This is a genomic window from Malikia spinosa (assembly GCF_002980625.1).
Classification (GTDB): Bacteria; Pseudomonadota; Gammaproteobacteria; order Burkholderiales; family Burkholderiaceae_C; genus Malikia; species Malikia spinosa.
In genome coordinates this window covers 12,280-36,278 of the sequence record NZ_PVLR01000025.1, presented here as the reverse complement: position 1 = coordinate 36,278, position 23,999 = coordinate 12,280, and the positions used below count along the sequence as shown (strand labels likewise).

Sequence of the window (23,999 nt, the reverse complement as noted above, 5' to 3'; positions counted from 1 at the left end):
GACTTGTGTTAGCGGCTGTTAGCGCCGAGTTAAGGTTTACCGTCCGTTACGACTGCAATGTTTTGCAACTTCCCCGGCTGGTTCCGCGGCTTTTTGCTGGCTGGGGCAGCGGGGTCAGCCGCTGCCCGTCAGTGCCGCACTCAGGCCGGCAGGAAGCCTTCGACCGACAGATAGCGCTCGCCGGTGTCGTAGTTGAAGCCCAGCACGCGGCTGTTGGCGGGCAGCTCGGGCAGTTTCTGTGCGATCGCGGCCAGGGTCGCGCCCGACGAGATGCCGACCAGCATCCCTTCCTCGCGCGCCGAGCGGCGACCGTATTCGCGCGCCGCCTCGGCCTCGACCTGGATCACGCCGTCGAGCAGGGCGGTGTCGAGGTTCTTCGGGACGAAGCCGGCACCAATGCCCTGGATCGGGTGCGGTGCCGGAGAACCGCCCGAAATCACCGGCGAGGCGCTCGGCTCGACCGCGTAGACCTTGAGCTGCGGCCAGGCAGCCTTGAGCACGCGCGCGACGCCGCTCAGGTGGCCACCGGTGCCGACGCCGGTGATGATCGCGTCGAGCCCCTCGGGGAAGTCGGCCAGGATTTCCTGCGCCGTGGTGCGCGCGTGGATCTCGGTGTTGGCCGGGTTGTCGAACTGCATCGGCATCCAGGCGCCGGGCGTCTGCGCGACCAGTTCCTCGGCGCGCGCGATCGAGCCCTTCATGCCCTTCTCGCGCGGGGTCAGGTCGAAGCTGGCGCCATAGGCCTGCATCAGGCGGCGGCGCTCGATCGACATGCTGTCGGGCATGACCAGGACCAGCTGGTAGCCCTTGACCGCCGCGACCATGGCCAGACCGATGCCGGTGTTGCCCGAGGTCGGCTCGATGATGGTGCCGCCCGGCTGCAGCAGGCCGCGCTGCTCGGCGTCCTCGACCATGGCCAGCGCGATGCGGTCCTTGACCGAACCGCCCGGGTTGCTGCGCTCGGACTTGATCCAGACCTGGGCTTGCGGGAATCCGGCGAACAGTCGGTTGATGCGGACATGCGGCGTGTTGCCGATGGTGGCCAGGATGTTGTCGGCTTTCATGGAGTCTCCGGTGGGGAAAAGACGAAAAATTCCATTTTGGCCCAATCGATAGCGTGTTGTACGCATAAGCTCATGCGGAAAGCGCGATAATCCCGACTGTGAAGTCTGCTAGGCCGCCGCTGGCGCAAGTCCCGAAAGGGCGCGCTGGAGGAACGTCCGGACTGCATAGGACAGCGTAGGAGCTAACGGCTCTCCACCGCGAGGTGAGGATCAGAGCAACAGAGACGAGTCCCTTGGAACCATCCGCTCCGGCGGCAGGAGCCTTGGGGGTGAAACGGGCAATCTCTACGCGCAGCAACACCAAGTAGGCCAGCGTCGATGTGGTTCCGCAGAGCTGGCGGGTAGGTGGCACCGAGCCATCGGGTGATCGATGGCCAAGATGAATGGCGGTCACGTCGGGAACTTCGCAAGAGGCTTCCGACGCACAGAATCCGGCGTATCGGCAGACTTCACAACTTATTCCAGAGCCAGGCCCGGGCGTACCGCGCCTGGCTTTTTGTTTTTTGATCTGGCTGCCGCTGCCGCTGCCGCTGCCGCTGCCGCTGCCGCTGCCGCCGTCGTCAGGAGGATGCCGGGCTCCTCATGCTGCGAGCAGAAATCGTCGCCCGGCATCCCCCTGCCGACGGCAGCGATGCGCTGGCAATCGGCAGCAACGCCCCTGGCGGCGGCCACTCGCCCGGGATGGACCGTTTAGCCCAGCCTCAGAACCGTTCGTGCATGCCCAGCAGTCGCCAGCCGCTGGCTTCCACCGGCCCCAGCGCGACCCGGCCCAGGCGCAGGCGCTGCAGCGCTTGCGGTTTCAGACCGGCTTGCGCCAGCCAGGACGGCAGCCGTTCGGGCGCGTAGCCCTTGAGTGCCAGCCGCAGCCTGGTGCGTTCGTCGCTGCGGCTGCTCACGCTGAGCTTGAGGTAGGGCGTGCGCGGCCCGGGGGCCAGCTGGTCCACCGCCTGTTCCAGCGCCTCGAGCCGGCTGGCCGCGACCGCGCCGGCCAGGTCCAGCATCCATTCATGTTCCAGCAGCAGCGCGTCCTCATGCAGCTTGCGCTGCACGCCCGGGCTTTGTGCGAACACGGCCAGCCCGCTGCAGGCGGCCGGCATCGGACTGGCGCAGCGCAGGTGCTTGACATGCCAGGGCCGCAACAGGCCCTCGGGTTCGACCAGCCCGGCCAGCGGCTGGCTCTCGGCCAACGCGAGGCCGACCGGCTTGTGCCAGAGCAGGGTGGCCGGCAGCAGTGTCTCGCCCAGGCCCCGTGCATCGATTTCGATCATTTCGTCGAGCACGCGCTGTGCCGGGTCGTCGGCCACGCGGCCATCGACGCGGACCCAGCCGCCCTCGATCAGGCGCTCGGCCTCGGCACGCGAACAGGCTTGCAGCGCGGCAACGCGCTTGGCCAGGCGTTCGCCTTCGGATTTTTGATACGGTTCAGACATTGAAGCCTCCCAGGCTTTCGATTCTTTGTACATGCGCCTGCAGCGACAGCTTGGCCACCGGCCACAGTCGCTCGGGCGCGTCGTCATAGGCCAGCCGGACCCAGTCGTCCAGCTGACCGTCGGGCAGGGCGCGCATCGCGGCGGCCACCTTGGCCTCGCGTGCCAGCCGGTGTGCCTTCAGGCGTTCGATCGCCTGTGCTGCATTGCCCAGCACATGGCCATGCGCCGGCAGGATGAAGCCGACCTGCCATTCGGCGCAGACCGCCAGCAGCCGGTCGAGCGAATCCAGGTAGTCGTTCATGTTGCCGTCGGGCGGCGCGACCACGGTCGTGCTGCCGTTGAGCACATGGTCGCCGCTGAACAGCAGGCCATCCTCCTCCAGCAGCAGGCAGACGTGGTTGGCGGCGTGGCCCGGCGTGTGCAGCACGCGCAGCGTATGCCGGGCCTCGCCTGCAGGGCCGCACAGCCTCAGCTGTTCGCCATCGGCCAGCTCGCGCTCGGGCGTGAAGTGACTGTCGTGACGCGAATGCGGCCCGCTGGCCAAGCCCAGGATCGGTGGTTGGGGGCGGCCGGTCTGCTCGACCAGCGTTTGCAGCCGCGCCGCGCCGGGCGAGTGGTCGGGGTGCGAGTGGGTGCAGACAATGGCGCGGATGTCGCCGCCAGCGGCACGCCAGAGCCGTTCGATATGTTCGGGTTCGTCCGGACCCGGGTCGATCGCGACATGGCCGGTCGCCGGGTCGCCGACCAGATAGCTGTTGGTGCCGGGGCCGGTCATGAAGCCGGGATTGGCGGCGGTCAACCGCTGGACGTTCCGGAGCAGGCCGACCGCTTGCTCGCTCTGCCAGTCCAGGCGGTGTAGCAGCTGCCCATCGGGGCAGCTCAGTTCGAGTTCGCCGTAGGCCGGCTCATGTTCCATCACCGAGACCTTGCGCCCGCCGAGCCAGCCGCCGCGCGGGCAACTGGTCCAGAGCGGCTGCTCGGTCGTGGCGCTGAGCGCCAGCACGGCGTCCACGCTGGCCTGCGCACCCAGCCATTCGAGCGTGCGTATCGTCGGGTGGATCAGGTGCAGTTCGCCGGCGGCGTGGCGTGCCAGCGCGTCCTGCGGCCGCAGCCAGACCGGCTCGAACTGCTCGCTCTCGTCGGCCACTGGCTGCTGGCCGTCGGGCATGCGCGCGACCATGAAGGGCACGTCGAAGCGGATCGGCAGGTCGCGGTCGGTGATCCAGTGCGCGAGCCAGTAAACCCGGTCCGCCGCCAGCGTCAGGCCGCGTGCGGCGCATTGCGCGGCGAAATCGCCCTGGCGGTCGAGCGCGTCGATGTCCTGCTGCTCGACCCAGCGGTCGTCGGCATGGAGCGCCAGCAGCACGCCGAGTTCCTCGAAGCTCTCGCGGATGGCCGCGATCGCATGCGTCAGCTGCAGGTCGTCCTGCTGCGGTCGCCGGCTGGCCAATCCATGCGACTGCGCGTCGGCGGCGTCGAGGCCACCACCCGGAAAGACATAGGCCCCCGGCGCGAAGCGGGCTTGCGCCGAGCGTCGGGTCAGCAGCACTTCGAGCCCTTCGGCGCCGTCACGCAGCAGCAGCAGGGTGGCGGCCGCTCGTGTCGGCGCAGGGGTATGCGAGGGGTGCAGGAGTTGGGTCGGGCGTGGCATGTGGAAGAGGGGATGGTGGCGGGCCTGACGTAGTCGGCCGCGGCTGGTCCGAATGGGGTAATGTCTTCTATCCCGGGCCAGGCTATGGTAAGGCCGTTACGGCTCGTGACGAATAGATGCTGTTCAGTCACGGATTTTGGGCCTACACTTTTTGGGCCAGTGACAAATCTGATTCAAAGGGGAAACAAATGAAGAGAAATATCCTGATCGCCACGCTCGCCGGTGCAGTGGTCCTGTCCGGTTGCGCCAACATGAGCGAAGACCAGAAGAGCGGTACCGGCAAGGGCGCCGCTTACGGTGCAGCCGCCGGCGCCGTGCTGGGCGCCCTCACCGGCAGCGGTACCAAGGGCGCCGTGCGCGGTGCTGCGGTGGGTGCGGCGGCTGGCGCACTGGGCGGTTATGCCTGGTCTTCGCGCATGGAGCAGCAAAAGCGCGAGATGGAAGCCAGCACGCGCGGCACCGGCGTCGAGGTCACGCAGACCGCCGACAACCAGCTCAAGCTCAACATCCCGAGCGACATCTCGTTCGACAGCGGCCGGGCCGACATCAAGTCCAACTTCCGCTCGATTCTTGATGACTTCGCCCGTGGCCTGCAGAACAACCCGAGTGCGCGCGTGACCGTCATCGGCCACACCGACAACGTCGGCAGCGATGCGGTCAACGACCCGCTGTCGTACAACCGCGCCGCCAGCGTGCGCAACTACCTGACCTCGCGCGGCATCTCGTCCAGCGTGATCAGCATCGACGGCCGCGGCGAGCGCGAGCCGGTCGCGAGCAACGAAACCGCCGACGGCCGTGCCCGCAACCGCCGCGTCGAGATCTTCGTCGGCGAAGGCACACGCTAACACCCTGGCCGCAAGGGCCGGCGCCGGCCTGATAATGGGGTCATGCGGATTCCATTCACCAAGATGCAGGGCGCTGGCAATGACTTCGTCGTCCTCGACGAGACGCGCGGCCGCTTCGGCCTCAGCACAGCCCAATACCGTTTCCTGGCCGACCGGCATTTCGGTGTCGGTGCCGACCAGATCCTGACGGTGCGCCCGGCGCCGACCCCCGAGGTCGACTTCGAGTACCTGATCCACAACGCCGACGGCGGCGAGGTCGAGAACTGCGGCAACGGCGCGCGCTGCTTCGTGCGCTATGTGCACGAGCGCGGCCTGACGACGAAGCCGACTGTGCGCGTCAAGGTGCATGGCGGCTCGATCGAGTTGCGCCTCAACGCCGATGGCCGTGTGACGGTCGACATGGGTGCGCCGGTGTTCGAGCTCGCGCGTGTGCCTTTTGATCCGGCCGGATTGCAGCCCCAGGCCAGCGGCGGCTGGCAGACCTGGCCCCTGACGCTGGCCCTGCCTGGCGCAACGGCCACCGCGCCGGTTGCGGTCGTCTCGATGGGCAACCCGCATGCGGTGCTGCTGGTCGATGATGTCGAGACCGCGCCCGTGGCCGAGTGGGGCCCGCTGATCGAGCAGCATCCGGCCTTCCCCAGGCGCGTCAACGCTGGCTTCCTGCAGATCGTCGATCGCGCCCATGTCAAGCTGCGCGTCTACGAGCGCGGCGCCGGCGAAACCCTGGCCTGCGGCACCGGCGCCTGCGCGGCGGTGGTGGCCGGCATCCGGCTCGGCCTGCTCGACGAGCAGGTCGATGTGCAGGCCCGCGGTGGCCGGCTCACGATCGCCTGGGCCGGTGGTCGCGATCTGGCCGCGCCGGTGCTGATGACCGGGCCCGCCGTTACCGTCTTCCAGGGCGAGATCGAAGTGCCCGACCTGGCCTGAGTTCGCCATGGACAGTCGCGCCCAGTTCCAGCCCCAGCCGATCACCGAGGACGACATCGCCCATTTCCTCGCCACCACGCCGGGTTTCTTCGAGCGCTATGCCGGGCTGCTCGCGAGCGTGCAGCTGGGCAGTCCGCACAGCGGTCGCGCCATCAGCCTGCAGGAGCGCCAGGTCGAGTTGCTGCGGCGCAAGATCCACGACCTCGAGCTCCGGTTGGCGGCCATGCTGCGTCTGGGGCGCGACAATGTCGGGATCGCGGACAAGCTGCTGGGCCTGTTCCAGGTCCTGCTGAGCGCGCGCTCGCAGCAGGACCTGCCCGGCCTGCTCTTGTCCGAGCTCGAGCGGCGCTTCCAGCTGCCGCAGGTCGCGCTCCGGCTCTGGGATCTGGCGCCCGAGTTCGCCGATCTCGAGCAGGCCGCGGCAAGCGCTGCCGCCACCAGCGCCACCAGCGGCGCCGCCGCCTTGCCGGACCGGCTCTATTGCGGGCCGCAGGCGGGCCAGCCGGCGCTGGCCTGGCTGGCGCAGCCCGAGGCGGTGCAGTCGGTCGCGCTGCTGCCGCTGCGCCCGCTGGCCGATGCGCCGCCGTTCGGCCTGCTGGTGCTGGCTTCGGACGATCCGCAGCGCTTCCAGCCTTCGATGGATACCGATTTCCTGCGCCATCTGGCGGAGCTGGCGGGTGCCGCGCTGTCGCGCCTGCTGCCGGTCCGCCACAATAGCGCCCCATGAAAACCATCAGACTCAAACCGGCCAAGGAAAAGTCCCTGCAGCGCCGTCACCCCTGGGTGTTCGACGGCGCGATTGCCAAGGGCGGCGCCGATGCCGGCGAGACCGTGCGGGTCGAAAGCGCCGAAGGTGCCTTCCTGGCCTGGGGCGCCTATTCGCCGCAATCGCGCATCCGTGTCCGGGTCTGGAGCTTCGATGAAGGCCAGCGCATCGACGCGGCTTTCTTCAAGCAGCGGCTGCGCCAGGCGCTCGCGCTGCGCTCGCCGCTGCAGATCGCGAGCAACGGCCTGCGCCTGGTGCATGGCGAGTCCGACGGCCTGCCGGGCCTGGTGGTCGACCGCTATGGCGACATCCTGGTCGCGCAGTTCACCAGCTGCGGCACCGAGCGCTGGAAGGATGTGCTGGCCGACGCGCTGCTCGAGCTGACCGGCCTGAGCCGGCTCTACGAGCGCAGCGACGCCAGCGCGCGCTCGCTCGAAGGCCTGCCCGAGCTCAAGGGCTGGCTGCGCGGCGCGGGCGAAACCGCCTGCGTGATCCACGAGAACGGCTGGCAGCTCGGGCTCGATGTCGAGCTCGGCCACAAGACCGGCTACTACCTGGACCAGCGCGACAGCCGGCGCGACATGGCCGACTATGCGCGCCGCTTCGGTTTCCAGCAGGTGCTCAACTGCTTCAGCTACACCGGCGGCTTCTCGGTCGCGGCGCTTGCCGGTGGTGCTGCGCATGTGACCTCGATCGATTCGTCCGGACCGGCGCTCGAGCGCGCCCGCGCCAACATCGAGCTCAACGGCTTTGAGCTGGCGCGCGCGACCTTCCTCGACGCCGATGTCAACGCCAGCCTGCGCCGCTTCCTGGCCGAGGGCCGGAGCTTCGATGCGATCGTGCTCGATCCGCCGAAGCTGGCGCCGACGGTGGCACATGCCGAGCGCGCGGCGCGCGCCTACAAGGACATCAACCGGCTGGCCTTCAAGCTGCTGAATCCGGGTGGGGTGCTGTTCACCTACTCCTGCTCGGGTGGCATCGGGGTCGAGCTGTTCCAGAAGATCGTCGCTGGCGCCGCGCTCGATGCCGGCGTCGATGCCGTGATCCTGCAGCGCCAGGGCGGGGCGGCCGATCACCCGACCGCGCTGGCCTTCCCGGAGGGCGAGTACCTCAAGGGCCTGGTGCTGATGCGCCGGCCGGACTGAGTCTGCCGCAGCGGCGGCACGACCTGCGGCCCGGGTCTGTCGCTGCCAACCCTTGACAGCTGCACTACACTGATCGATTGCAATTCGACCGCTGGCGGCCTGTGCTGCCGCGACCTGCTGACTGCGAGAACCTCATGGCACTGATACCCGTCACCATCCTGACCGGATTCCTCGGATCCGGCAAGACCACCCTGCTCAAGCGCGTGCTGACCGAGGCGCATGGCCAGAAGATCGCCGTGATCGAGAACGAGTTCGGCGAGGAAAACATCGACACCGACATCCTGGTTTCCGACACCGAGGAGCAGATCATCCAGATGAGCAACGGCTGCGTCTGCTGCACCATCCGCGAGGACCTGCGCAGCACGCTGCAGCTGTTGGCGGCCAAGAAGCGCAAGGGCCTGCTTGACTTCGAGCGCATCGTGATCGAGACCACCGGTCTGGCCGATCCGGGCCCGGTGGCGCAGACCTTCTTCATGGACGAGGAGATCGCCGAGAGCTATCTGCTCGACTCGATCCTCACGCTGGTCGATGCCAAGCATGCGCAGCAGCAGCTCGACGAGCGCCAGGAGGCGCGGCGCCAGCTCGGCTTTGCTGACCAGATCTTCATCAGCAAGTCCGACCTGGTGTCGGAGGCTGAGCTGGCCGAGCTCAAGCACCGCATCCGGCACATGAACCCGCGCGCGCCGATCCAGACCGTGCATTTCGGCCAGGTCGCGCTGAACCAGGTGCTCGACCTGCGCGGCTTCAACCTGAATGCCAAGCTCGACCTCGATCCGGACTTCCTCAAGCCCGACGATCACAGCCACTGCGACCACGAGCATGGCCATTGCGAGCATGAGCATGGCCACGATCACGATCACGATCACGATCACGATCACGATCACGATCACGATCACGGCCATGAGGGCCACGACCATGCGCCTGGCGAGTCCTGTAACTATCCCGGTCATGGCCACCACCATCGCCATGACGACGATGTCAAGAGCTTCGTCTACCGCGAGACGCGCCCGCTCGATCCGGCCAAGCTGGAGGATTTCCTCGGTGCGATCGTGCAGGTCTACGGCCCCAAGCTGCTGCGCTACAAGGGCGTGCTGCACATGAAAGGCACTGAGCGCAAGGTGATCTTCCAGGGCGTGCACCAGCTCATGGGCAGCGACCTCGGCCCCGAGTGGGGCCCGGACGAATTGCGCCAGAGCAAGATGGTGTTCATCGGCATCGACCTGCCGCGCGACATCCTGCTGCAGGGCCTGGGCCAGTGCCTGGCCTGAAGCGTCGCGCGGCACCGTTACAATGCCGCCGCCGCGGGCCTTAGTGCGCGTCAGGCGTTTATAAAGTCAGAAAGATAAGAGTGAGGGCCGCAGGCGTTGCGTAACGCCTGATCCGGCCCAACACCAGGACCGCCCCCAGGGGCATCAAGGAGAACGGTTTTGAACCTCGACAGCTCGCCTCCCCGCGCCGATTGACCGGCCGGCAGGGCTGCTGCAGCCACCGTTCTCCATTCCCACTCCATCGAAGCCATCATGTCTACCACCGCACCCAAGACCGCCGCCCAGGATCCCCAGTTGGCAGACCACTGGAAGACCAAGCCATTGGAGCAACTGACCGACGCCGACATGCTCGCCATGCCCGAGAGCGAGTACATGAACGAGGTCCAGCTGGCTTATTTCCGCCGCAAGCTGCAAGCCATCAAGGCCGGCATCCTGGCCAACGCCGGCGAGACCACCGAGCACCTGCGCGAGGACACCTCGGTCGTGCCCGATCCGGCCGATCGCGCCACGATCGAGGAAGAGCATGCGCTCGAGCTGCGCACGCGTGACCGTGAGCGCAAGCTGCTCAAGAAGATCGAGCAGTCGATCGTGAGCATCGATTCCGGCGACTACGGCTACTGCGCCGAGACCGGCGAGCCGATCGGCGTCGGCCGCCTGCTGGCACGTCCGACCGCCAACCTGTCGCTCGAGGCCCAGCAGCGCCGCGAGCTCAAGCAGAAGATGTTCGGCGACTGATGTTCCCAGGCCCGTCGTGGTCTCGCTGGCTTGCCGCGCAATAAGCGTGCTCGCCTGCGAGAATAAGGGCCATGGAACACAAAGACTCCTCGATCTTCTACGGCACGACCATCGTCTGCGTGCGGCGCCAGACGCCGCAGGGCGTTCAGGTCGCGATTGGCGGTGACGGCCAGGTCACGCTCGGCCACATCGTCGTCAAGGGCACGGCGCGCAAGGTGCGCAAGCTCTACCGCGACCAGGTGCTGGCCGGTTTCGCTGGCGCGACCGCCGACGCCTTCACCCTGTTCGAGCGCTTCGAGGCCAAGCTCGAGAAGCACCAGGGTCATCTGGTGCGCGCCGCGATCGAACTGACCAAGGACTGGCGCACCGACCGCGTGCTGCGCCGGCTCGAGGCCATGCTGGCCGTGGCCGACAAGACTGCCAGCCTGATCATCACCGGCAACGGCGATGTGCTCGAACCCGAGCACGGCATCGTCGCGATCGGTTCGGGCGGCGCCTATGCCCAGTCGGCGGCCAAGGCGCTGCTCGACCACACCGAGCTCGATGCCGAAGCCATCGTGCGCAAGTCGCTCGCGATCGCGGGCGAGCTCTGCATCTACACCAACATGAACCACACGGTCGAGGTCCTGTAACCATGTCGTCCGCCATGACCCCCCAGGAAATCGTCTCCGAGCTCGATGCCCACATCATCGGCCAGCAGGCGGCCAAGCGCGCGGTCGCGATCGCGCTGCGCAACCGCTGGCGCCGCCAGCAGGTCGAGCCCAAGCTGCGCCCGGAGATCACGCCCAAGAACATCCTGATGATCGGCCCGACCGGCGTCGGCAAGACCGAGATCGCGCGCCGCCTGGCCAAGCTGGCCAATGCGCCCTTCATCAAGGTCGAGGCGACCAAGTTCACCGAGGTCGGCTATGTCGGCAAGGATGTCGATTCGATCATCCGTGACCTGGCCGACATCGCGGTCAAGCAGCAGCGCGAGGCCGAAATGGCCAAGGTGCGCGTGCGCGCCGAAGACGCCGCCGAGGAGCGCATTCTCGACGCGCTGATCCCGCCGCCGCGCGGCGAGGGCTTTGGCTTCAATGCCGATGAGCGGCCGGCCGACAGCGCCGCGCGTCAGGTGTTTCGCAAGAAGCTGCGCCAGGGCGAGCTCGACGACAAGGAGATCGAACTCGATCTCGCGGCGGCCGCACCGCAGCTCGAGGTCATGACCCCGGCCGGCATGGAGGAGATGGCCGATCAGCTGCGCGGCATGTTCAGCCAGTTCGGCGCCGGCAAGAAGAAGGCGCGCAAGCTCAAGATCGGCGAGGCCAGGAAGCTCCTGATCGACGAGGAGGCCGCCAAGCTGCTCAACGAGGACGAGGTCAAGCAGCAGGCGCTGCACAATGCCGAGCAGAACGGCATCGTCTTCATCGACGAGATCGACAAGGTCACCAGCCGCAGCGACGGCCAGAACACCGGCGAGGTCTCGCGCCAGGGCGTGCAGCGCGACCTGCTGCCGCTGGTCGAGGGCACGACGGTCTCGACCAAGTACGGCGCGATCAAGACCGACCATATCCTGTTCATTGCCAGCGGCGCCTTCCACCTCAGCAAGCCGAGCGACCTGCTGCCCGAGCTGCAGGGTCGGCTGCCGATCCGGGTCGAGCTGCAATCGCTGACGGTGGCCGACTTCGAGGCCATCCTGACCCAGACCCATGCCAGCCTGGTGCGCCAGTACCAGGCGCTGCTGGCGACCGAAGGGGTGCAGCTGGCCTTCACCCCGGACGGCATCACCCGGTTGGCGGCGATCGCCTACGAGGTCAACGAGCGCACCGAGAACATCGGCGCGCGCCGCCTGGCGACCGTGATGGAGCATCTGCTCGACGAGGTCAGCTTCGATGCCACCAAGCTCGAGGGCCAGACCGTGACCATCGATCAGGTCTATGTCGATGCCCGCCTGGGCGCGCTGAGCCAGAACGAGGACCTGTCGCGCTACATCCTCTGAGATGGCTTGAGTGCCGGTCTGGCGCGTGACGCAGCGCCTTTCCCTCGGTATGATAAATTCATCCAAAGGGGGAGGATGTCATGGCCTTTCGCTGCCGCGCTGCCTGGGCTCTGCTGGGCTGGGTCCTGCTCTTTCATGGGGCCGCTGAGGCCGAACCACCCGGCCAGATCTACCGCTGCCGCGCCTATGGCGGCGGCCAGTTCTGGTCCAGCGAGCACTGCCAGCAGCATGGCGCGCTGATCGAGCGCATCGAAAGCGTGCCGGCCGGCATGAGCTTCGAGCGCCAGGTCAAGGTGGCCGAGCAGGGCGCCGGTCGCGCTGCCAAGGCGGTTGTGGCCGGCGATTCGCGCCGCAGCGAACAGGCCGTCATCGAGCGCGAGGCCAAGGCCCAGGCCCGTGAGCAGGCCCGCCAGCAGGCGCGTTGCGCCAAGTGGCAGGCCGAGCTCGAGCGCCAGCAAAGCTTCAGCCGCCAGAAGCTCACGGCGCGCCGCCAGGAGTTCATCCGCAACAAGCAGCAAGCCTTGCGTCAGCAACGCGAGCAGGCCGGTTGCCGCTGAAGGTCCTGGCCCGCTGCGCCGACCCGACTTGAGGTCGCGTCTGCAGTCCGGCGGCTAAGTGCTTATGTGGCCTAGGGTTTTTCCTGATCCCGTATCGGGTGCGAAATCCTAAGTCTTTGATTTCATTTTAAAAAAACAAACATTTACTTGTTTGGATCACTGTTTTGGTGCTACAGTGGAAAAAAGTGCAATAAAGTGGTGAAAAGTGTTTTCAAAGGCCAGATGCCGTGTTTCAGGGAGCGTCCTCGATCAGTCTCGATGCCAAGGGTCGGCTTTCCGTGCCGACGCGGCATCGTGATGTGCTGAGCGCGACCGCGGCTGGCCAACTCACGATCACCAAGCACCCGCACGGTTGCCTCATGATCTTTCCGCGTCCCGAATGGGAAGCTTTTCGCGCCCGCATTGCCGAGCTGCCGATGTCGGCTCAGTGGTGGAAGCGGATCTTCCTGGGCAATGCGATCGACTGCGAGCTCGATGCCTCAGGGCGCGTGCTCGTGGCGCCCGAGCTGCGCTCCGCCGCGGGAATCACCAAGGGGGCCGTGCTGCTCGGCATGGGCAACCATTTCGAACTTTGGGACGCGCAAACTTATGCGGCCCAGGAAGCCGAGGCGATGAAGGGCGAGATGCCCGACGTCTTCAAGGACTTCTCTTTCTGAAGGCACGGCAGTGCAAACTCCGCTCTCACATTGCACCGTCCTGTTGGACGAGGCGGTCGACTCGCTTGAGGTTCGACCGGATGGACATTACATCGATGCGACCTTCGGTCGCGGTGGTCACTCGCGCCTGATCCTGTCCCGGCTTGGGGCCGAGGGCCGCCTGACCGGTTTCGACAAGGACCCGCAGGCGGTGGCCGTGGCCGATGCACTGGCGCTGGCCGACCCGCGCTTTTCGATTCGCCATGAGGGCTTCAAGTTCATGGCGGAGCTGCCGGCAGCCTGTGCCGACGGCATCCTGATGGATCTCGGGGTCAGCTCGCCCCAGATCGACGACCCTGCACGGGGTTTTTCCTTCCGGCACGACGGGCCGCTGGACATGCGCATGGACCCCAGCCGGGGCGAGAGCGTGGCTGACTGGCTGGCCGAGGCCGAAATTCCCCAGATGGCGGAGGTGATACGTGACTACGGCGAAGAACGGTTTGCTCAACAGATTGCAAAGGCGATTGATCGTCGCCGACAGGAACGGGGCCCGCTTCGAACCACCGCCGAGCTGGCCGAAGTCGTGGCTGGCGCGGTCAAAACCCGCGAGCCGGGCAAGGACCCTGCAACGCGCACATTTCAGGCTCTTCGGATTTTCATCAATGCCGAACTTGAAGAACTGCAGCAAGCGCTGAGCGCGAGCCTGCGCGTGCTGCGTCCGGGCGGGCGGCTGGTCGTGATCAGCTTCCATTCGCTCGAGGACCGCATCGTCAAGCAGTTCATCGCCCAGCACTCGAAGGAGGTCTACGACCGCCGTGCCCCGTTCGCTGCCCCGAAGCCGATGGCACTGCGCAGCATCGAGCGCGTCATGCCGGGCGAGCGCGAGGTTGCCGCCAATCCGCGCGCGCGCAGCGCCGTGATGCGCGTGGCCGAGCGCACTGACGCGGAGGCGCCGTGATTCGTTTCAACGTGGCCTTGCTGCTGGCGCTGCTGGTCAGCGCCTTTTGCTTGGTGAACGTGCGTTATGAAGCGCGCCGGGTCTACATGGCCCTGAGCAAGGCCCAGTCGCAGGCCTCGCGGCTCGAGGCCGATTACGACCAGCTGCTGGCACAGAAGCGCACCCTGGCCGCGCCGGTCCGGGTGCAGCAGCTCGCCGCCGGCCAGTTGCGCATGCGGCCGACCAACCCGGCCGTGACCGAGTATCTGCAGTCTGCAGCGGTGGCGGCTGTCAAGGGGCAGCCGTGAGTCGTCGCAGCATTGCCTACAGCAGCAGTCCGCTGCTGGCCAGCAAGACGCCGCCTGGCCGCAGCAAGGCCATCGTCGGCCTGATGGCGCTCGGCTTTGTCGTCATGGCCGGCCGTGCCGCCTATGTGCAGGTATTGGGCAACGACTTCTTCCTGCGCCAGGGCGAGGTGCGTTATGCGCGCACGCTCGAGTTGCCGGCCAGCCGCGGGCAGGTGCTCGACCGCAACGGCGTGATCCTGGCCACCAGCGTGGTCGCGCAAAGCATCTGGGTCGAGCCGTCCGACATCGAGCTCGATGATCCCAAGCTCGGCCAGGTGGCCGAACTGCTGGGGCTGTCGCTGGCGGAGTTCAAGCAACGCATCAGCAAGGGCGGCAAGAACTTCGTCTGGATCCAGCGCCAGGTCGATGAGCCGGTGGCGCTCAAGGTCAAGGCGCTCGGCATCAAGGGCCTGCACCTGCGCGAGGAGTACAAGCGCCATTATCCCGAGGGCGAGTCGGCGGCGCATGTGGTCGGCTTCACCAACGTCGAGGATGTCGGGCAGGAGGGTATCGAGCTTGCCTTCAACCAGGCCCTGTCGGGCAAGGCCGGTTCGCGGCGCGTGATCAAGGATCGCCTGGGCCGGGTGGTCGAGGACACGCGCGAGGCGATTCCGCCCGTGAACGGCCGCGACCTGCAGCTGTCGATCGACAGCAAGATCCAGTATTTTGCCTACCAGAAGCTGCGCGACCAGGTGATCGCGCACAAGGCCCGTGCCGGCAGCGTGGTGGTGCTCGATGCCCGTTCCGGCGAGCTGCTGGCCCTGGCCAACTACCCGAGCTACAACCCGAACCAGCGCCAGAACCTGACCGGCGAGCAGTTGCGCAACCGCGCGCTGACCGATACCTTCGAGCCCGGTTCGACCATGAAGCCGTTCACGATCGGGCTCGCGCTCGAATCCGGCCGTGTCAAGCCCGAGACCCTGGTCCAGACCGCGCCCGGGCGCCTCACGATCACCGGTTCGACCATCTCGGACACCCACAACTACGGCACGCTGACGGTCGAAGGCGTGATCCAGAAGTCGTCCAACGTCGGCACCACCAAGCTCGCGATGCAGATGCAGCCGCGCGAGATGTGGGAGGTCTTCACTGCCGCCGGTTTCGGCCAGAAGCCGCAGCTCGAGTTTCCCGGCGTGGTCGGCGGCCGCGTGCGGCCCTACAAGACCTGGCGGCCGATCGAGCAGGCCACGATGTCCTATGGCTACGGCCTGTCGGCCAGCCTGTTCCAGATGGCGCGCTCCTACACCGTGTTCAGCAACGAGGGGCAGATCATCCCTGCCACCATCCTCAAGAAGCCCGAGCCCGCCGTCGGCGTCCAGGTGTTCTCGCCGCGCACGGCAGCCCAGGTGCTCAAGATGCTGGCGATGGCGACCGGCCCCGGCGGCACCGGCCAGCGCGCCCAGACCATCGGCTATTCGGTCGGCGGCAAGTCCGGCACCGCGCGCAAGCAGGCCGGCAAGGGCTATGCCGCCGGCAAGTACCGCGCCTGGTTCACCGGCATGGCGCCGATCGAGCACCCCCGCATCATCTGCGCGGTCATGCTCGACGAGCCCAGCGCCGGCCAGGTCTATGGCGGCCTGGTCGCGGCGCCGGTGTTCAGCGAGACCGTGCAGCAGGCGCTGCGCATCCTGGGCGAGCAGCCCGACATGAGCGTCAAGCCCCATATCGTGGCGCAGGCGGTGGAGGAATCCTTGTGATCACGACTTTCGATCGGCCCGACGCCGCCTGCCGCTGGCTGCGCGAGCAGGGCGCGCGCGCGCTGCAGTGCGACAGCCGGCGCGTGCGGCCCGGCGATGCCTTCGTGGCCTGGCCCGGTGCGGCGCAGGACGGCCGGCGCCATGTCGCCGCCGCGCTGGCCGCTGGCGCAGTCGCCTGCCTGGTCGAGCGTGCGGGTTGCGAGGCCTTCGGCCTGAACGACCCGAGCCAGCCGCTGGACCCGCGCATTGCCGCCTTCCAGGGCCTCAAGGCCGCCACCGGCGCCATCGCCAGCCTGTTCCAGGGCGAGCCGAGCCAGGCGCTCGATGTGATCGCGTTGACCGGCACCAATGGCAAGACCTCGACCGGCTGGTGGATTGCGCAATGGCTGGCGGCGCTGGGCCAGCCCGCCGCGCTGGCGGGCACGCTGGGCATGGGCGTTCCGGGGCGGGATTTCGAGCCGACTGGCCTCACCACGCCCGACCCGGTGAGCTGGCAGGCCGGCTTGCGGCGCTGGGTCGATGCCGGCATCCAGGCTGCCGTGGTCGAGGCCTCGTCGATCGGCCTGCAGGAAGGCCGGCTCGAGGCGACCCGCATCCGCACGGCCGTCTTCAGCAACCTGACCCAGGACCATCTGGACTACCACGGCAGCATGGACGCCTACTGGCGCGCCAAGCGCGCGCTGTTCGACTGGCCCGGTCTGCAGGCGGCGGTGGTCAATCTCGATGACCCCCACGGCGCCTTGCTGGCGTCTGAGTTGCAGCCGCGCGCCGATGCTGGTGCGCTCGACTTGTGGACCATCGCGGTGCATGCACCGCAGGCGCGGCTGCGCGTGACCGGCTGGGCCTTGACCGAGACCGGCCTGCGCTTCGAGCTGGTCGAGCGCCTGGCCGATGGCCAGATCAGCGCGCCGCAGCAGATCAGCGTTCCGCTGGTCGGCGAATACAACCTCTACAACCTGCTGAGCGCGCTGGCCGTGGCGCGCGCGCAGGGCCATGCGCTCGAGCGCGCGGTCGCTGTGGTCGCTGCGCTGAGCCCGGTGCCGGGCCGCATGCAGTCGGCCTGGGGCGCCGAGCAGGCCGACCAGCCCTTGGTGCTGGTCGACTATTGCCACACGCCCGATGCGCTCGAGAAGGCGCTGCAGGCGCTGCGTCCGCTGGCCGACAAGCGCGGCGGCCGCCTGTGCTGCCTGGTCGGCTGCGGTGGCAACCGCGACGCCGGCAAGCGCCCGCTGATGGCGGCCGCGGCCGAGCGCGAATCCGACCGCCTGCTGCTGACCAGCGACAACCCGCGCGCGGAAGACCCGTTGCTGATCCTGGCCCAGATGCGTGTCGGCCTGCTGGACCCCGCAACGGTCGAGGTCGAGCCCGACCGCGCTCGTGCCATTGCGCACGCGGTCGCGCAGGCCGGCCCGCGCGACGTGCTGCTGCTGGCCGGCAAGGGACATGAGGACTATCAGGAGATTGCCGGCGTGAAACTGCCGTTTTCCGATCTGGAGCAGGGCCGGCTGGCGCTGCAGGCCTGGCGCTTGCGCCAGACCAAGGAGCAGCCATGAAGACCCTGGCCCAGCTGTTGCCCGAGCTCGATGGCGCGCGCGTCGTCGGCACGCCCGCGGCACTCGACATCGCACGCGTGCACAGTGACAGCCGCAGCCTGCAGCCCGGCGACCTGTTCGTTGCGCTGCGCGGCGATCGCTTCGACGCCAACGACTACCTGGCGCAGGCGCGCGCTGACGGTGCGGTTGCCGCGCTGGCCGAGCGTGGCCTGGAAGCGGCTGGCCTGCCCGGCGTCGAGGTCGCCGACAGCCGGGCCGCGCTCGGCGAGCTGGCCCAGCGCTGGCGCGCCCAGTTCACGCTGCCCTTGATCGCCGTCACCGGCAGCAACGGCAAGACCACGGTGACGCAGATGATCGCGTCCATCCTGCGCGCTGCCGTCGGCGAGGCCGCGCTGGCGACCCGGGGCAATTTCAACAACGACATCGGCGTGCCGTTGACCGTGCTGCGCCTGGACGCAGCGCACCAGCTGGCCGTGGTCGAGCTTGGCATGAACCATCCGGGCGAGATCGCCGGCCTGGCCCGCATCGCGCAGCCGACCGTCGCGCTGGTCAACAACGCGCAGCGCGAGCACCAGGAGTTCATGGCGACGGTCGAGGCGGTGGCGCGCGAGAACGCGGAATGTTTCGCGGCGCTGCCGGCCGATGGCGTGGCGGTGTTCCCGGCCGCTGACGAGTTCACGCCGCTGTGGCGCGAGCTCGCGGGCCAGCGGCGCGTGCTGACCTTTGGCGACGCGGGCGCCGATGTCAGCGGCGAGGCCGACTGGGCCGATGGTGCCTGGCGCCTGCGTGCGCGCACGCCGGCCGGCGACTTCGAGACCCAGCTGCAGATCGCGGGTCGCCACAACGTGGGCAACGCCCTGGCGGCGACGGCTTGCGCGCTGGCCGCCGGCGTGACGCTGGACGCGATCGCGCGTGGCTTGGCCGAATTCGTTCCGGTCCAGGGCCGCTCGCGTGCCTACCAGCTCCAGCTGGCAGGTCATGGCCTGACCCTGGTCGACGACAGCTACAACGCCAACCCCGATTCGGTCCGCGCCGCGATCGAGGTGCTGGCCGAGCTGCCGGGCCCGCGCCTGCTGGCGCTGGGCGACATGGGCGAGGTCGGCGAGCAAGGATTGGCCTTCCACGACGAGGTGCTGCGCCACGCGCTGACGCTCGGTCTGGACCAGGTGCTGGTGAGCGGCGACTGGATGGAGCAGGCGGCGGCGCCGCTGCTGGCCGGATCGAACGGCCGGCTGAGGTTTTTCAAGGATTTCGAGGCGCTGCAGTCCGACGCGCTGGCACAGGCCCCTGCCATGGGGTCGGTGCTGGTCAAGGGCTCGCGCTTCATGCGCATGGAGCGGCTGGTGCAGTCGCTGCAGGCGCTGCCACAACAAGAAGGAGTAAGCCATGCTGCCTAGTCTGGCGCAATGGATGCAGGGCCTGGGTCCCGAGTTCGGTTTTCTGCGGGTGTTCCAGTACCTGACTTTCCGCGCCGTGATGGCGGCCATGACCGCGCTGCTGGTCGGCGTGATCGCCGGTCCCTGGTTCATCCGCCGGCTGACCGCGCTCAAGATCGGCCAGCCGGTGCGCGGTTACGCGATGGAGTCGCATCTGGTCAAGAGCGGCACGCCGACCATGGGTGGGGTGCTGATCCTGTTCGCGATCGCGTTCTCGACCCTGCTCTGGTTCGACTGGAGCAACCGCTTCGTCTGGGTGGTGCTGATCGTAACGCTCGGCTTCGGCGCGATCGGCTGGGCCGACGACTGGCGCAAGGTGGTCAACAAGGACCCCGAGGGCATGCGCTCGCGCGAGAAATACGCCTGGATGTCGCTGATCGGCCTGTTCGCGGCCTGTTACCTGCTGTTCGCGATCTCGGGTCGCAGCGGCACCGGCATGATCGAGTTCTTCATGCGCTGGGCCCAGTCCGGCTTCACGATGGAGTTCCCGACCCAGACCGGCCTGATGGTGCCCTTCTTCAAGGAAGTCGCCTATCCGCTCGGCATGCTGGGCTTCGTCGTCATGACCTACCTCGTGATCGTCGGTTCGAGCAATGCGGTCAACCTGACCGACGGCCTCGACGGCCTGGCCATCATGCCGGTGGTGATGGTGGGCGCGGTGCTGGGCCTGTTTGCCTACTTCACCGGCAACTCGGTGTTTTCCAGGTACCTGCTGCTGCCCTACATCCCGGGCGCGGGCGAGCTGCTGATCTTCTGTGCCGCCATGGGCGGTGCCGGCCTGGCCTTCCTCTGGTTCAACGCCTATCCGGCCCAGGTCTTCATGGGCGATGTCGGCGCGCTCGCGCTCGGCGGTGCGCTCGGCACCATCGCGGTCATCGTGCGCCAGGAGATCGTGCTGGCGATCATGGGCGGCGTCTTCGTTGCCGAGGCGCTGTCGGTCATGCTGCAGGTGTCCTGGTTCAAGTACACCAAGAAGAAATACGGCGAGGGCCGGCGCATCCTCAAGATGGCGCCGCTGCACCATCATTTCGAGAAATCCGGCTGGCGCGAGACCCAGGTCGTGGTGCGTTTCTGGATCATCACGATGCTGCTGTGCCTGCTTGGCCTGTCCACCCTGAAGTTGCGTTGAGGCCCGAGATGGTGAGTTTCCTGCCCCTGCTGCAAGGTCGTGATCTGCTCGTGCTGGGCCTGGGTGCCTCCGGGCTGGCGATGGCGCGCTGGTGCGCCAAGGCCGGTGCCCGCGTCACGGTCGCCGACACCCGCGCCGCGCCGCCGCAGGCTGCCCTGCTGGCGGCCGAGCTGCCGGATGCGACCCTGGTCCAGTCCGCCTTCGACGCCGAGCTGTTCGCGGCTCGGCCCTGGGCCATGGTCTGCCGCAGCCCCGGCATCGCGCCGGCGCAGCTGAGCGGCCTGGCGCAGGCCGCGCAGGCGGTTGGCGTGCCGGTGGTGGGTGAGCTCGGACTGTTCGCCCAGGCGCTGGCGACGCTGGCCGAGCCAGTGGTGGCACCGTCCGAACCCTATCAGCCCAAGGTGCTGGCGATCACCGGCACCAACGGCAAGACCACCACCACCGCGCTGACCGCGCATCTGCTTGAATGGGCTGGTGTCAAGGTCGCGGTGGCCGGCAACATCGGTCCGACCCTGCTCGATACGCTGCAGGCCGGTCTTGACTCCGGCGAGCTGCCCGAGGCCTGGGTGCTCGAGCTGTCGAGCTTCCAGCTCGACGGCGTGCAGGGCTTCGAGCCGACCGCCGCCACCGTGCTCAACGTCACGCAGGATCACCTCGACTGGCATGGCGGCATGGCCGCCTATGCCGAGGCCAAGGCGCGCATCTTCGGCCAGCAGGCACTGATGCTGCTGAACCGCGACGACGCGACCGTGATGGGCTGGCAGCCGCAGCCGCAGACCGTGCAGGAAGGCCGGCGCAGCAAGACGCTGCCGGCGCGCGCCCACCAGACCTTTGGCATCGACGCGCCGCGCCGCGCCGGTGACTGGGGCCTGGAGGCGGTCAACGGCATGAGCTGGCTGGTGCGGGCCCAGCCGCAAGACGACAGCGTGCGCAAGGGCCGCAACGGATCGGATGAAGAGGCCGTTTATCTGCAGCGCCTGATGCCGGCCGAGGCGCTGCGCATCCGGGGCCGCCATAACGCCAGCAATGCCCTGGCCGCGCTGGCGCTGGCCACGGCGGCCGGCGCACCGCTGGCACCGATGCTGCACGGCCTGCGCGAATACCGTGGCGAGCCGCACCGGGTCGAGCCGGTCGCGATCGTCGACGAGGTCGAATACATCGATGACAGCAAGGGCACCAACGTCGGCGCCACCCTGGCCGCGATCAACGGCCTGGGGCCGGAGCGCCAGCTGGTCGTGATCCTGGGCGGCGAGGGCAAGGGCCAGGACTTCGGCCCGCTGGCCAGTCCGGTGGCGCGCCATGCGCGTGCGGTCGCGCTGATCGGCCGCGATGCGCCCGCGATCCGCGCCGCACTGGCCAGCAGCGGCGTGCCGCTGCACGACGCGGCCACGCTGCCCGAGGCGGTCCAGTGGTGTGCGCGCCAGGCCCGGCCTGGTGACGCCGTGCTGCTGTCGCCGGCCTGCGCCAGCCTCGACATGTTCAAGGACTACGCGCAGCGCGCGCAGGTCTTCGTCGAGGCGGTGCAGGAACTGCAGCAAGCAGGGGGGACGCCAGCATGAAGCGCCTTGCTGCTGGCCTCTCCAGCCTGCTCGGCCGCCAGGATGCCAGCGCGTCCGTGCCGGGCGACCTCCCGATCCACCTGTCGAGCCGCGACTACGCGCGCGGCCGCACCGACCAGTGGGTGCCCAAGTTGGGCTTCGACCTGCAACTGTTCTGGGCCATGGTCGGCCTGCTGTGCTTCGGGCTGGTGATGGTCTACTCGGCCTCGATCGCCTTGCCCGACAACCCACGCTTTGGCAACTACATGGCCAGCCATTTCGTGCTGCGCCATGGCTTCGCGATCCTGATCGGCGCCATGATGGCGCTGCTCGCGTTCCAGGTCCCCATGAGCAGCTGGGAGCAATGGGCGCCCCGACTGTTCCTGCTCGCACTGCTGCTGCTGGCGCTGGTGCTGGTGCCCTTCATCGGCAAGGGCGTCAATGGCGCGCGGCGCTGGATCGCGCTCGGCATCATGAACTTCCAGCCCTCCGAGCTGGCCAAGTTCGCGACCGTGCTCTACGCGGCCGGCTACATGGTGCGCAAGATCGCGGTCAAGGAAAGCTTCATGCGCGCCATCCTGCCGATGGGCTCGGCCGTGATCCTGCTGGCTGCGCTGCTGCTGGCCGAACCCGACATGGGCGCCTTCATGGTGGTGGCCGTGATCGCGATGGGCATCCTGTTCCTGGGTGGCGTCACGATGCGCATGATGCTGCTGATCGTCGGCCTGCTGATGTCGGCCTTCGTGGTGATGATTGCGACTTCGCCCTGGCGTCGCGCCCGCGTCTTTGCCTACCTCGATCCCTTCAGCGAGGACCATGCGCTCGGCAAGGGCTACCAGCTGTCGCATTCGCTGATCGCGATCGGCCGCGGCGAGATCTTCGGCGTCGGACTCGGCTCGAGCGTCGAGAAGCTGCACTGGCTGCCCGAGGGCCATACCGATTTCCTGCTGGCCGTGATCGGCGAGGAGTTCGGCCTGGTCGGCGTGCTGGCGCTGGTCCTGACCTTCTTCTGGCTCACGCGCCGCATCATGCAGATCGGGCGCCAGGCGATCGCGCTCGACCAGCTGTTTGCCGGTCTGGTGGCACAGGGCGTGGGCCTGTGGATGGGCTTCCAGGCGCTGATCAACATCGGCGTCTGCCTGGGGGCGCTGCCGACCAAGGGCCTGACGCTGCCGCTGATGAGCTATGGCGGCTCGGCGATCCTGATGAACCTGGTCGCGCTGGCGGTCGTGCTGCGCGTCGACCACGAGAATAGGCAACTCATGCACGGAGGCCGGGTATGAGTCATCAGCCCTGCGCCCTCGTGATGGCCGGTGGCACCGGCGGCCATATCTTTCCCGGCCTGGCCGTGGCTGAGGCACTGCGTGCGCGCGGCTGGCGCGTGCACTGGCTCGGCGTGCCGGGCAGCATGGAAGACCGGCTGGTGCCGCCGCGTGGCTTCGCCTTCGAGCCGGTCGAGTTCGGCGGCGTGCGCGGCAAGGGCCTCAAGACGCTTCTCGCTTTGCCGTTGCGGCTGAGCCGTGCGCTCTGGCAGGCCCGGGGCGCCGTCAAGCGGGTCCAGCCCGATGTCGTGCTGGGCCTGGGCGGCTACATCACCGTGCCGGGCGGCCTGGCAGCCCGGCTGGCCGGCGTACCCATCCTGCTGCACGAGCAGAACTCGATTGCCGGCCTGTCGAACCGCTGGCTGGCCAAGCTGGCCGAACGCAGCTTCAGCGCCTACCCCAATGCGCTGCCGGGCGGCGAGTGGGTCGGCAACCCCTTGCGGGCCGAATTCCTGCAGCAGCCGGCACCGGCGGCGCGCTTTGCCGGTCGCAGCGGTCCGCTGCGCCTGCTGGTGGTCGGCGGCAGCCTGGGCGCGCAGGCGCTCAACCAGGTGTTGCCGCGCGCGCTGGCACTGATCCCGCTTGAGCAGCGCCCGATCGTGACCCACCAGGGCGGCGACAAGCAGATCGAGGCGCTGCGCGCCGCCTATGCCGAGGCCGATGTACAGGCGACGCTGACCCCCTTCATCCGCGACACGGCGCAGGCGTTTGCCGACGCCGATCTCGTGATCGCGCGTGCCGGCGCCAGCACCGTGACCGAACTTGCCGCCATCGGCGCGGCAGCGGTGTTCGTGCCTTTCCCGCACGCGGTCGACGACCACCAGACCCACAACGCCCGCTTCCTGGTCGATGCCGGCGCGGGCTGGCTGCTGCCGCAGACCGAACTTACCCCCGAACGGCTGGCCGGCCTGCTGCAAGGCCTGGACCGGACCGAACTGCTGGCCCGCGCCGAAAAGGCCCATGCCCTGCGCCAGACCGATGCGGTCGAGGCCATGGTTGCTGCCTGCGAGCGCCTGCTGGAACAGAAAGAGAGAACCTGAAC

The 23,999-nt window shown here is 68.1% G+C and carries 22 protein-coding genes and 1 other RNA gene; 20 read left to right on the top strand and 3 right to left on the bottom strand.

The genetic code is table 11. From position 1 onward, the window contains the following. Window positions 1–140: 140 nt before the first annotated feature. Entirely contained in the window at window positions 141–1,064 is a 924-nt protein-coding gene (gene cysK / locus C6P61_RS10190; RefSeq protein ID WP_105729827.1) for a cysteine synthase A, read from the bottom strand. A gap of 100 nt (window positions 1,065–1,164) precedes the next feature. Here cysK and rnpB point away from each other — a divergent pair. Beyond that, window positions 1,165–1,519, top strand: an RNA gene (gene rnpB, locus C6P61_RS10185) — RNase P RNA component class A. Window positions 1,520–1,765: 246 nt separating this feature from the next. Here rnpB and C6P61_RS10180 read toward each other — a convergent pair. Both C6P61_RS10180 and C6P61_RS10175 read right to left on the bottom strand, forming a co-directional pair. Continuing rightward, on the bottom strand, window positions 1,766–2,494 hold the full coding sequence (locus tag C6P61_RS10180) for an RNA pseudouridine synthase (protein WP_170067366.1): 729 nt from the start codon (window positions 2,492–2,494) through the stop codon (window positions 1,766–1,768). After that, window positions 2,487–4,145, bottom strand: coding sequence for an MBL fold metallo-hydrolase (locus C6P61_RS10175; protein WP_105729825.1), 1,659 nt, complete (start codon window positions 4,143–4,145; stop codon window positions 2,487–2,489). The genes C6P61_RS10180 and C6P61_RS10175 overlap by 8 nt, the downstream gene beginning before the upstream one ends. A gap of 188 nt (window positions 4,146–4,333) precedes the next feature. Here C6P61_RS10175 and C6P61_RS10170 point away from each other — a divergent pair, with 188 nt between their 5' ends. The 19 genes from C6P61_RS10170 (at window position 4,334) to murG (ending at window position 23,997) form a co-directional block, all read left to right on the top strand. Further along, window positions 4,334–4,990 (top strand): YiaD family glycine zipper/OmpA-like lipoprotein, encoded by a 657-nt coding sequence (locus tag C6P61_RS10170; protein ID WP_105729824.1) that lies wholly within the window; start codon window positions 4,334–4,336, stop codon window positions 4,988–4,990. 42 nt (window positions 4,991–5,032) lie between these two features. After that, entirely contained in the window at window positions 5,033–5,917 is an 885-nt protein-coding gene (gene dapF, locus C6P61_RS10165) for a diaminopimelate epimerase (protein ID WP_105729823.1), read from the top strand. A 7-nt stretch (window positions 5,918–5,924) separates the two neighbouring features. Next, on the top strand, window positions 5,925–6,644 hold the full coding sequence (locus C6P61_RS10160; RefSeq protein WP_105729822.1) for a DUF484 family protein: 720 nt from the start codon (window positions 5,925–5,927) through the stop codon (window positions 6,642–6,644). After that, a complete protein-coding gene (locus tag C6P61_RS10155; RefSeq protein WP_105729821.1) occupies window positions 6,641–7,828 on the top strand; it encodes a class I SAM-dependent rRNA methyltransferase in 1,188 nt (395 codons plus the stop codon). The genes C6P61_RS10160 and C6P61_RS10155 overlap by 4 nt, the downstream gene beginning before the upstream one ends. 134 nt (window positions 7,829–7,962) lie before the next feature. Next, the gene (locus tag C6P61_RS10150; RefSeq protein WP_105729830.1) at window positions 7,963–9,096 is read left to right on the top strand and encodes a CobW family GTP-binding protein; all 1,134 of its coding nucleotides are present in this window, start codon (window positions 7,963–7,965) and stop codon (window positions 9,094–9,096) included. Window positions 9,097–9,348: 252 nt separating this feature from the next. After that, window positions 9,349–9,831: an RNA polymerase-binding protein DksA gene (dksA, locus tag C6P61_RS10145; protein ID WP_105729820.1), complete on the top strand. Its 483-nt coding sequence runs from the start codon at window positions 9,349–9,351 to the stop codon at window positions 9,829–9,831. Between the two features lie 71 nt (window positions 9,832–9,902). Further along, window positions 9,903–10,463, top strand: a complete 561-nt coding sequence (gene hslV, locus C6P61_RS10140) for an ATP-dependent protease subunit HslV (RefSeq protein ID WP_105729819.1) — start codon at window positions 9,903–9,905, stop codon at window positions 10,461–10,463. A gap of 2 nt (window positions 10,464–10,465) precedes the next feature. Beyond that, a complete protein-coding gene (gene hslU / locus C6P61_RS10135) occupies window positions 10,466–11,809 on the top strand; it encodes an ATP-dependent protease ATPase subunit HslU (RefSeq protein ID WP_105729818.1) in 1,344 nt (447 codons plus the stop codon). 80 nt (window positions 11,810–11,889) lie between these two features. Then, window positions 11,890–12,366, top strand: a complete 477-nt coding sequence (locus tag C6P61_RS10130) for a hypothetical protein (protein WP_105729817.1) — start codon at window positions 11,890–11,892, stop codon at window positions 12,364–12,366. Window positions 12,367–12,593: 227 nt separating this feature from the next. Beyond that, complete coding sequence (gene mraZ / locus C6P61_RS10125; protein ID WP_105729816.1) at window positions 12,594–13,022, top strand: division/cell wall cluster transcriptional repressor MraZ; 429 nt, start codon at window positions 12,594–12,596, stop codon at window positions 13,020–13,022. Window positions 13,023–13,032: 10 nt separating this feature from the next. Further along, a complete protein-coding gene (rsmH, locus tag C6P61_RS10120; protein WP_105729815.1) occupies window positions 13,033–13,959 on the top strand; it encodes a 16S rRNA (cytosine(1402)-N(4))-methyltransferase RsmH in 927 nt (308 codons plus the stop codon). After that, on the top strand, window positions 13,956–14,246 hold the full coding sequence (ftsL, locus tag C6P61_RS10115) for a cell division protein FtsL (RefSeq protein ID WP_105729814.1): 291 nt from the start codon (window positions 13,956–13,958) through the stop codon (window positions 14,244–14,246). The genes rsmH and ftsL overlap by 4 nt, the downstream gene beginning before the upstream one ends. After that, a complete protein-coding gene (locus tag C6P61_RS10110; protein WP_244908865.1) occupies window positions 14,243–15,979 on the top strand; it encodes a peptidoglycan D,D-transpeptidase FtsI family protein in 1,737 nt (578 codons plus the stop codon). Before ftsL ends, C6P61_RS10110 begins: the two co-directional genes overlap by 4 nt. Beyond that, window positions 15,976–17,532: a UDP-N-acetylmuramoyl-L-alanyl-D-glutamate--2,6-diaminopimelate ligase gene (locus C6P61_RS10105; RefSeq protein ID WP_244908864.1), complete on the top strand. Its 1,557-nt coding sequence runs from the start codon at window positions 15,976–15,978 to the stop codon at window positions 17,530–17,532. Before C6P61_RS10110 ends, C6P61_RS10105 begins: the two co-directional genes overlap by 4 nt. After that, a complete protein-coding gene (locus C6P61_RS10100) occupies window positions 17,529–18,929 on the top strand; it encodes a UDP-N-acetylmuramoyl-tripeptide--D-alanyl-D-alanine ligase (protein ID WP_105729813.1) in 1,401 nt (466 codons plus the stop codon). Before C6P61_RS10105 ends, C6P61_RS10100 begins: the two co-directional genes overlap by 4 nt. Further along, complete coding sequence (mraY, locus tag C6P61_RS10095; protein WP_105729812.1) at window positions 18,919–20,097, top strand: phospho-N-acetylmuramoyl-pentapeptide-transferase; 1,179 nt, start codon at window positions 18,919–18,921, stop codon at window positions 20,095–20,097. Before C6P61_RS10100 ends, mraY begins: the two co-directional genes overlap by 11 nt. 8 nt (window positions 20,098–20,105) lie before the next feature. Continuing rightward, the gene (murD, locus tag C6P61_RS10090) at window positions 20,106–21,656 is read left to right on the top strand and encodes a UDP-N-acetylmuramoyl-L-alanine--D-glutamate ligase (protein ID WP_105729811.1); all 1,551 of its coding nucleotides are present in this window, start codon (window positions 20,106–20,108) and stop codon (window positions 21,654–21,656) included. Continuing rightward, complete coding sequence (ftsW, locus tag C6P61_RS10085; protein WP_105729810.1) at window positions 21,653–22,918, top strand: putative lipid II flippase FtsW; 1,266 nt, start codon at window positions 21,653–21,655, stop codon at window positions 22,916–22,918. Before murD ends, ftsW begins: the two co-directional genes overlap by 4 nt. After that, on the top strand, window positions 22,915–23,997 hold the full coding sequence (gene murG, locus C6P61_RS10080) for an undecaprenyldiphospho-muramoylpentapeptide beta-N-acetylglucosaminyltransferase (RefSeq protein ID WP_105729809.1): 1,083 nt from the start codon (window positions 22,915–22,917) through the stop codon (window positions 23,995–23,997). Before ftsW ends, murG begins: the two co-directional genes overlap by 4 nt. Window positions 23,998–23,999: the final 2 nt, after the last annotated feature.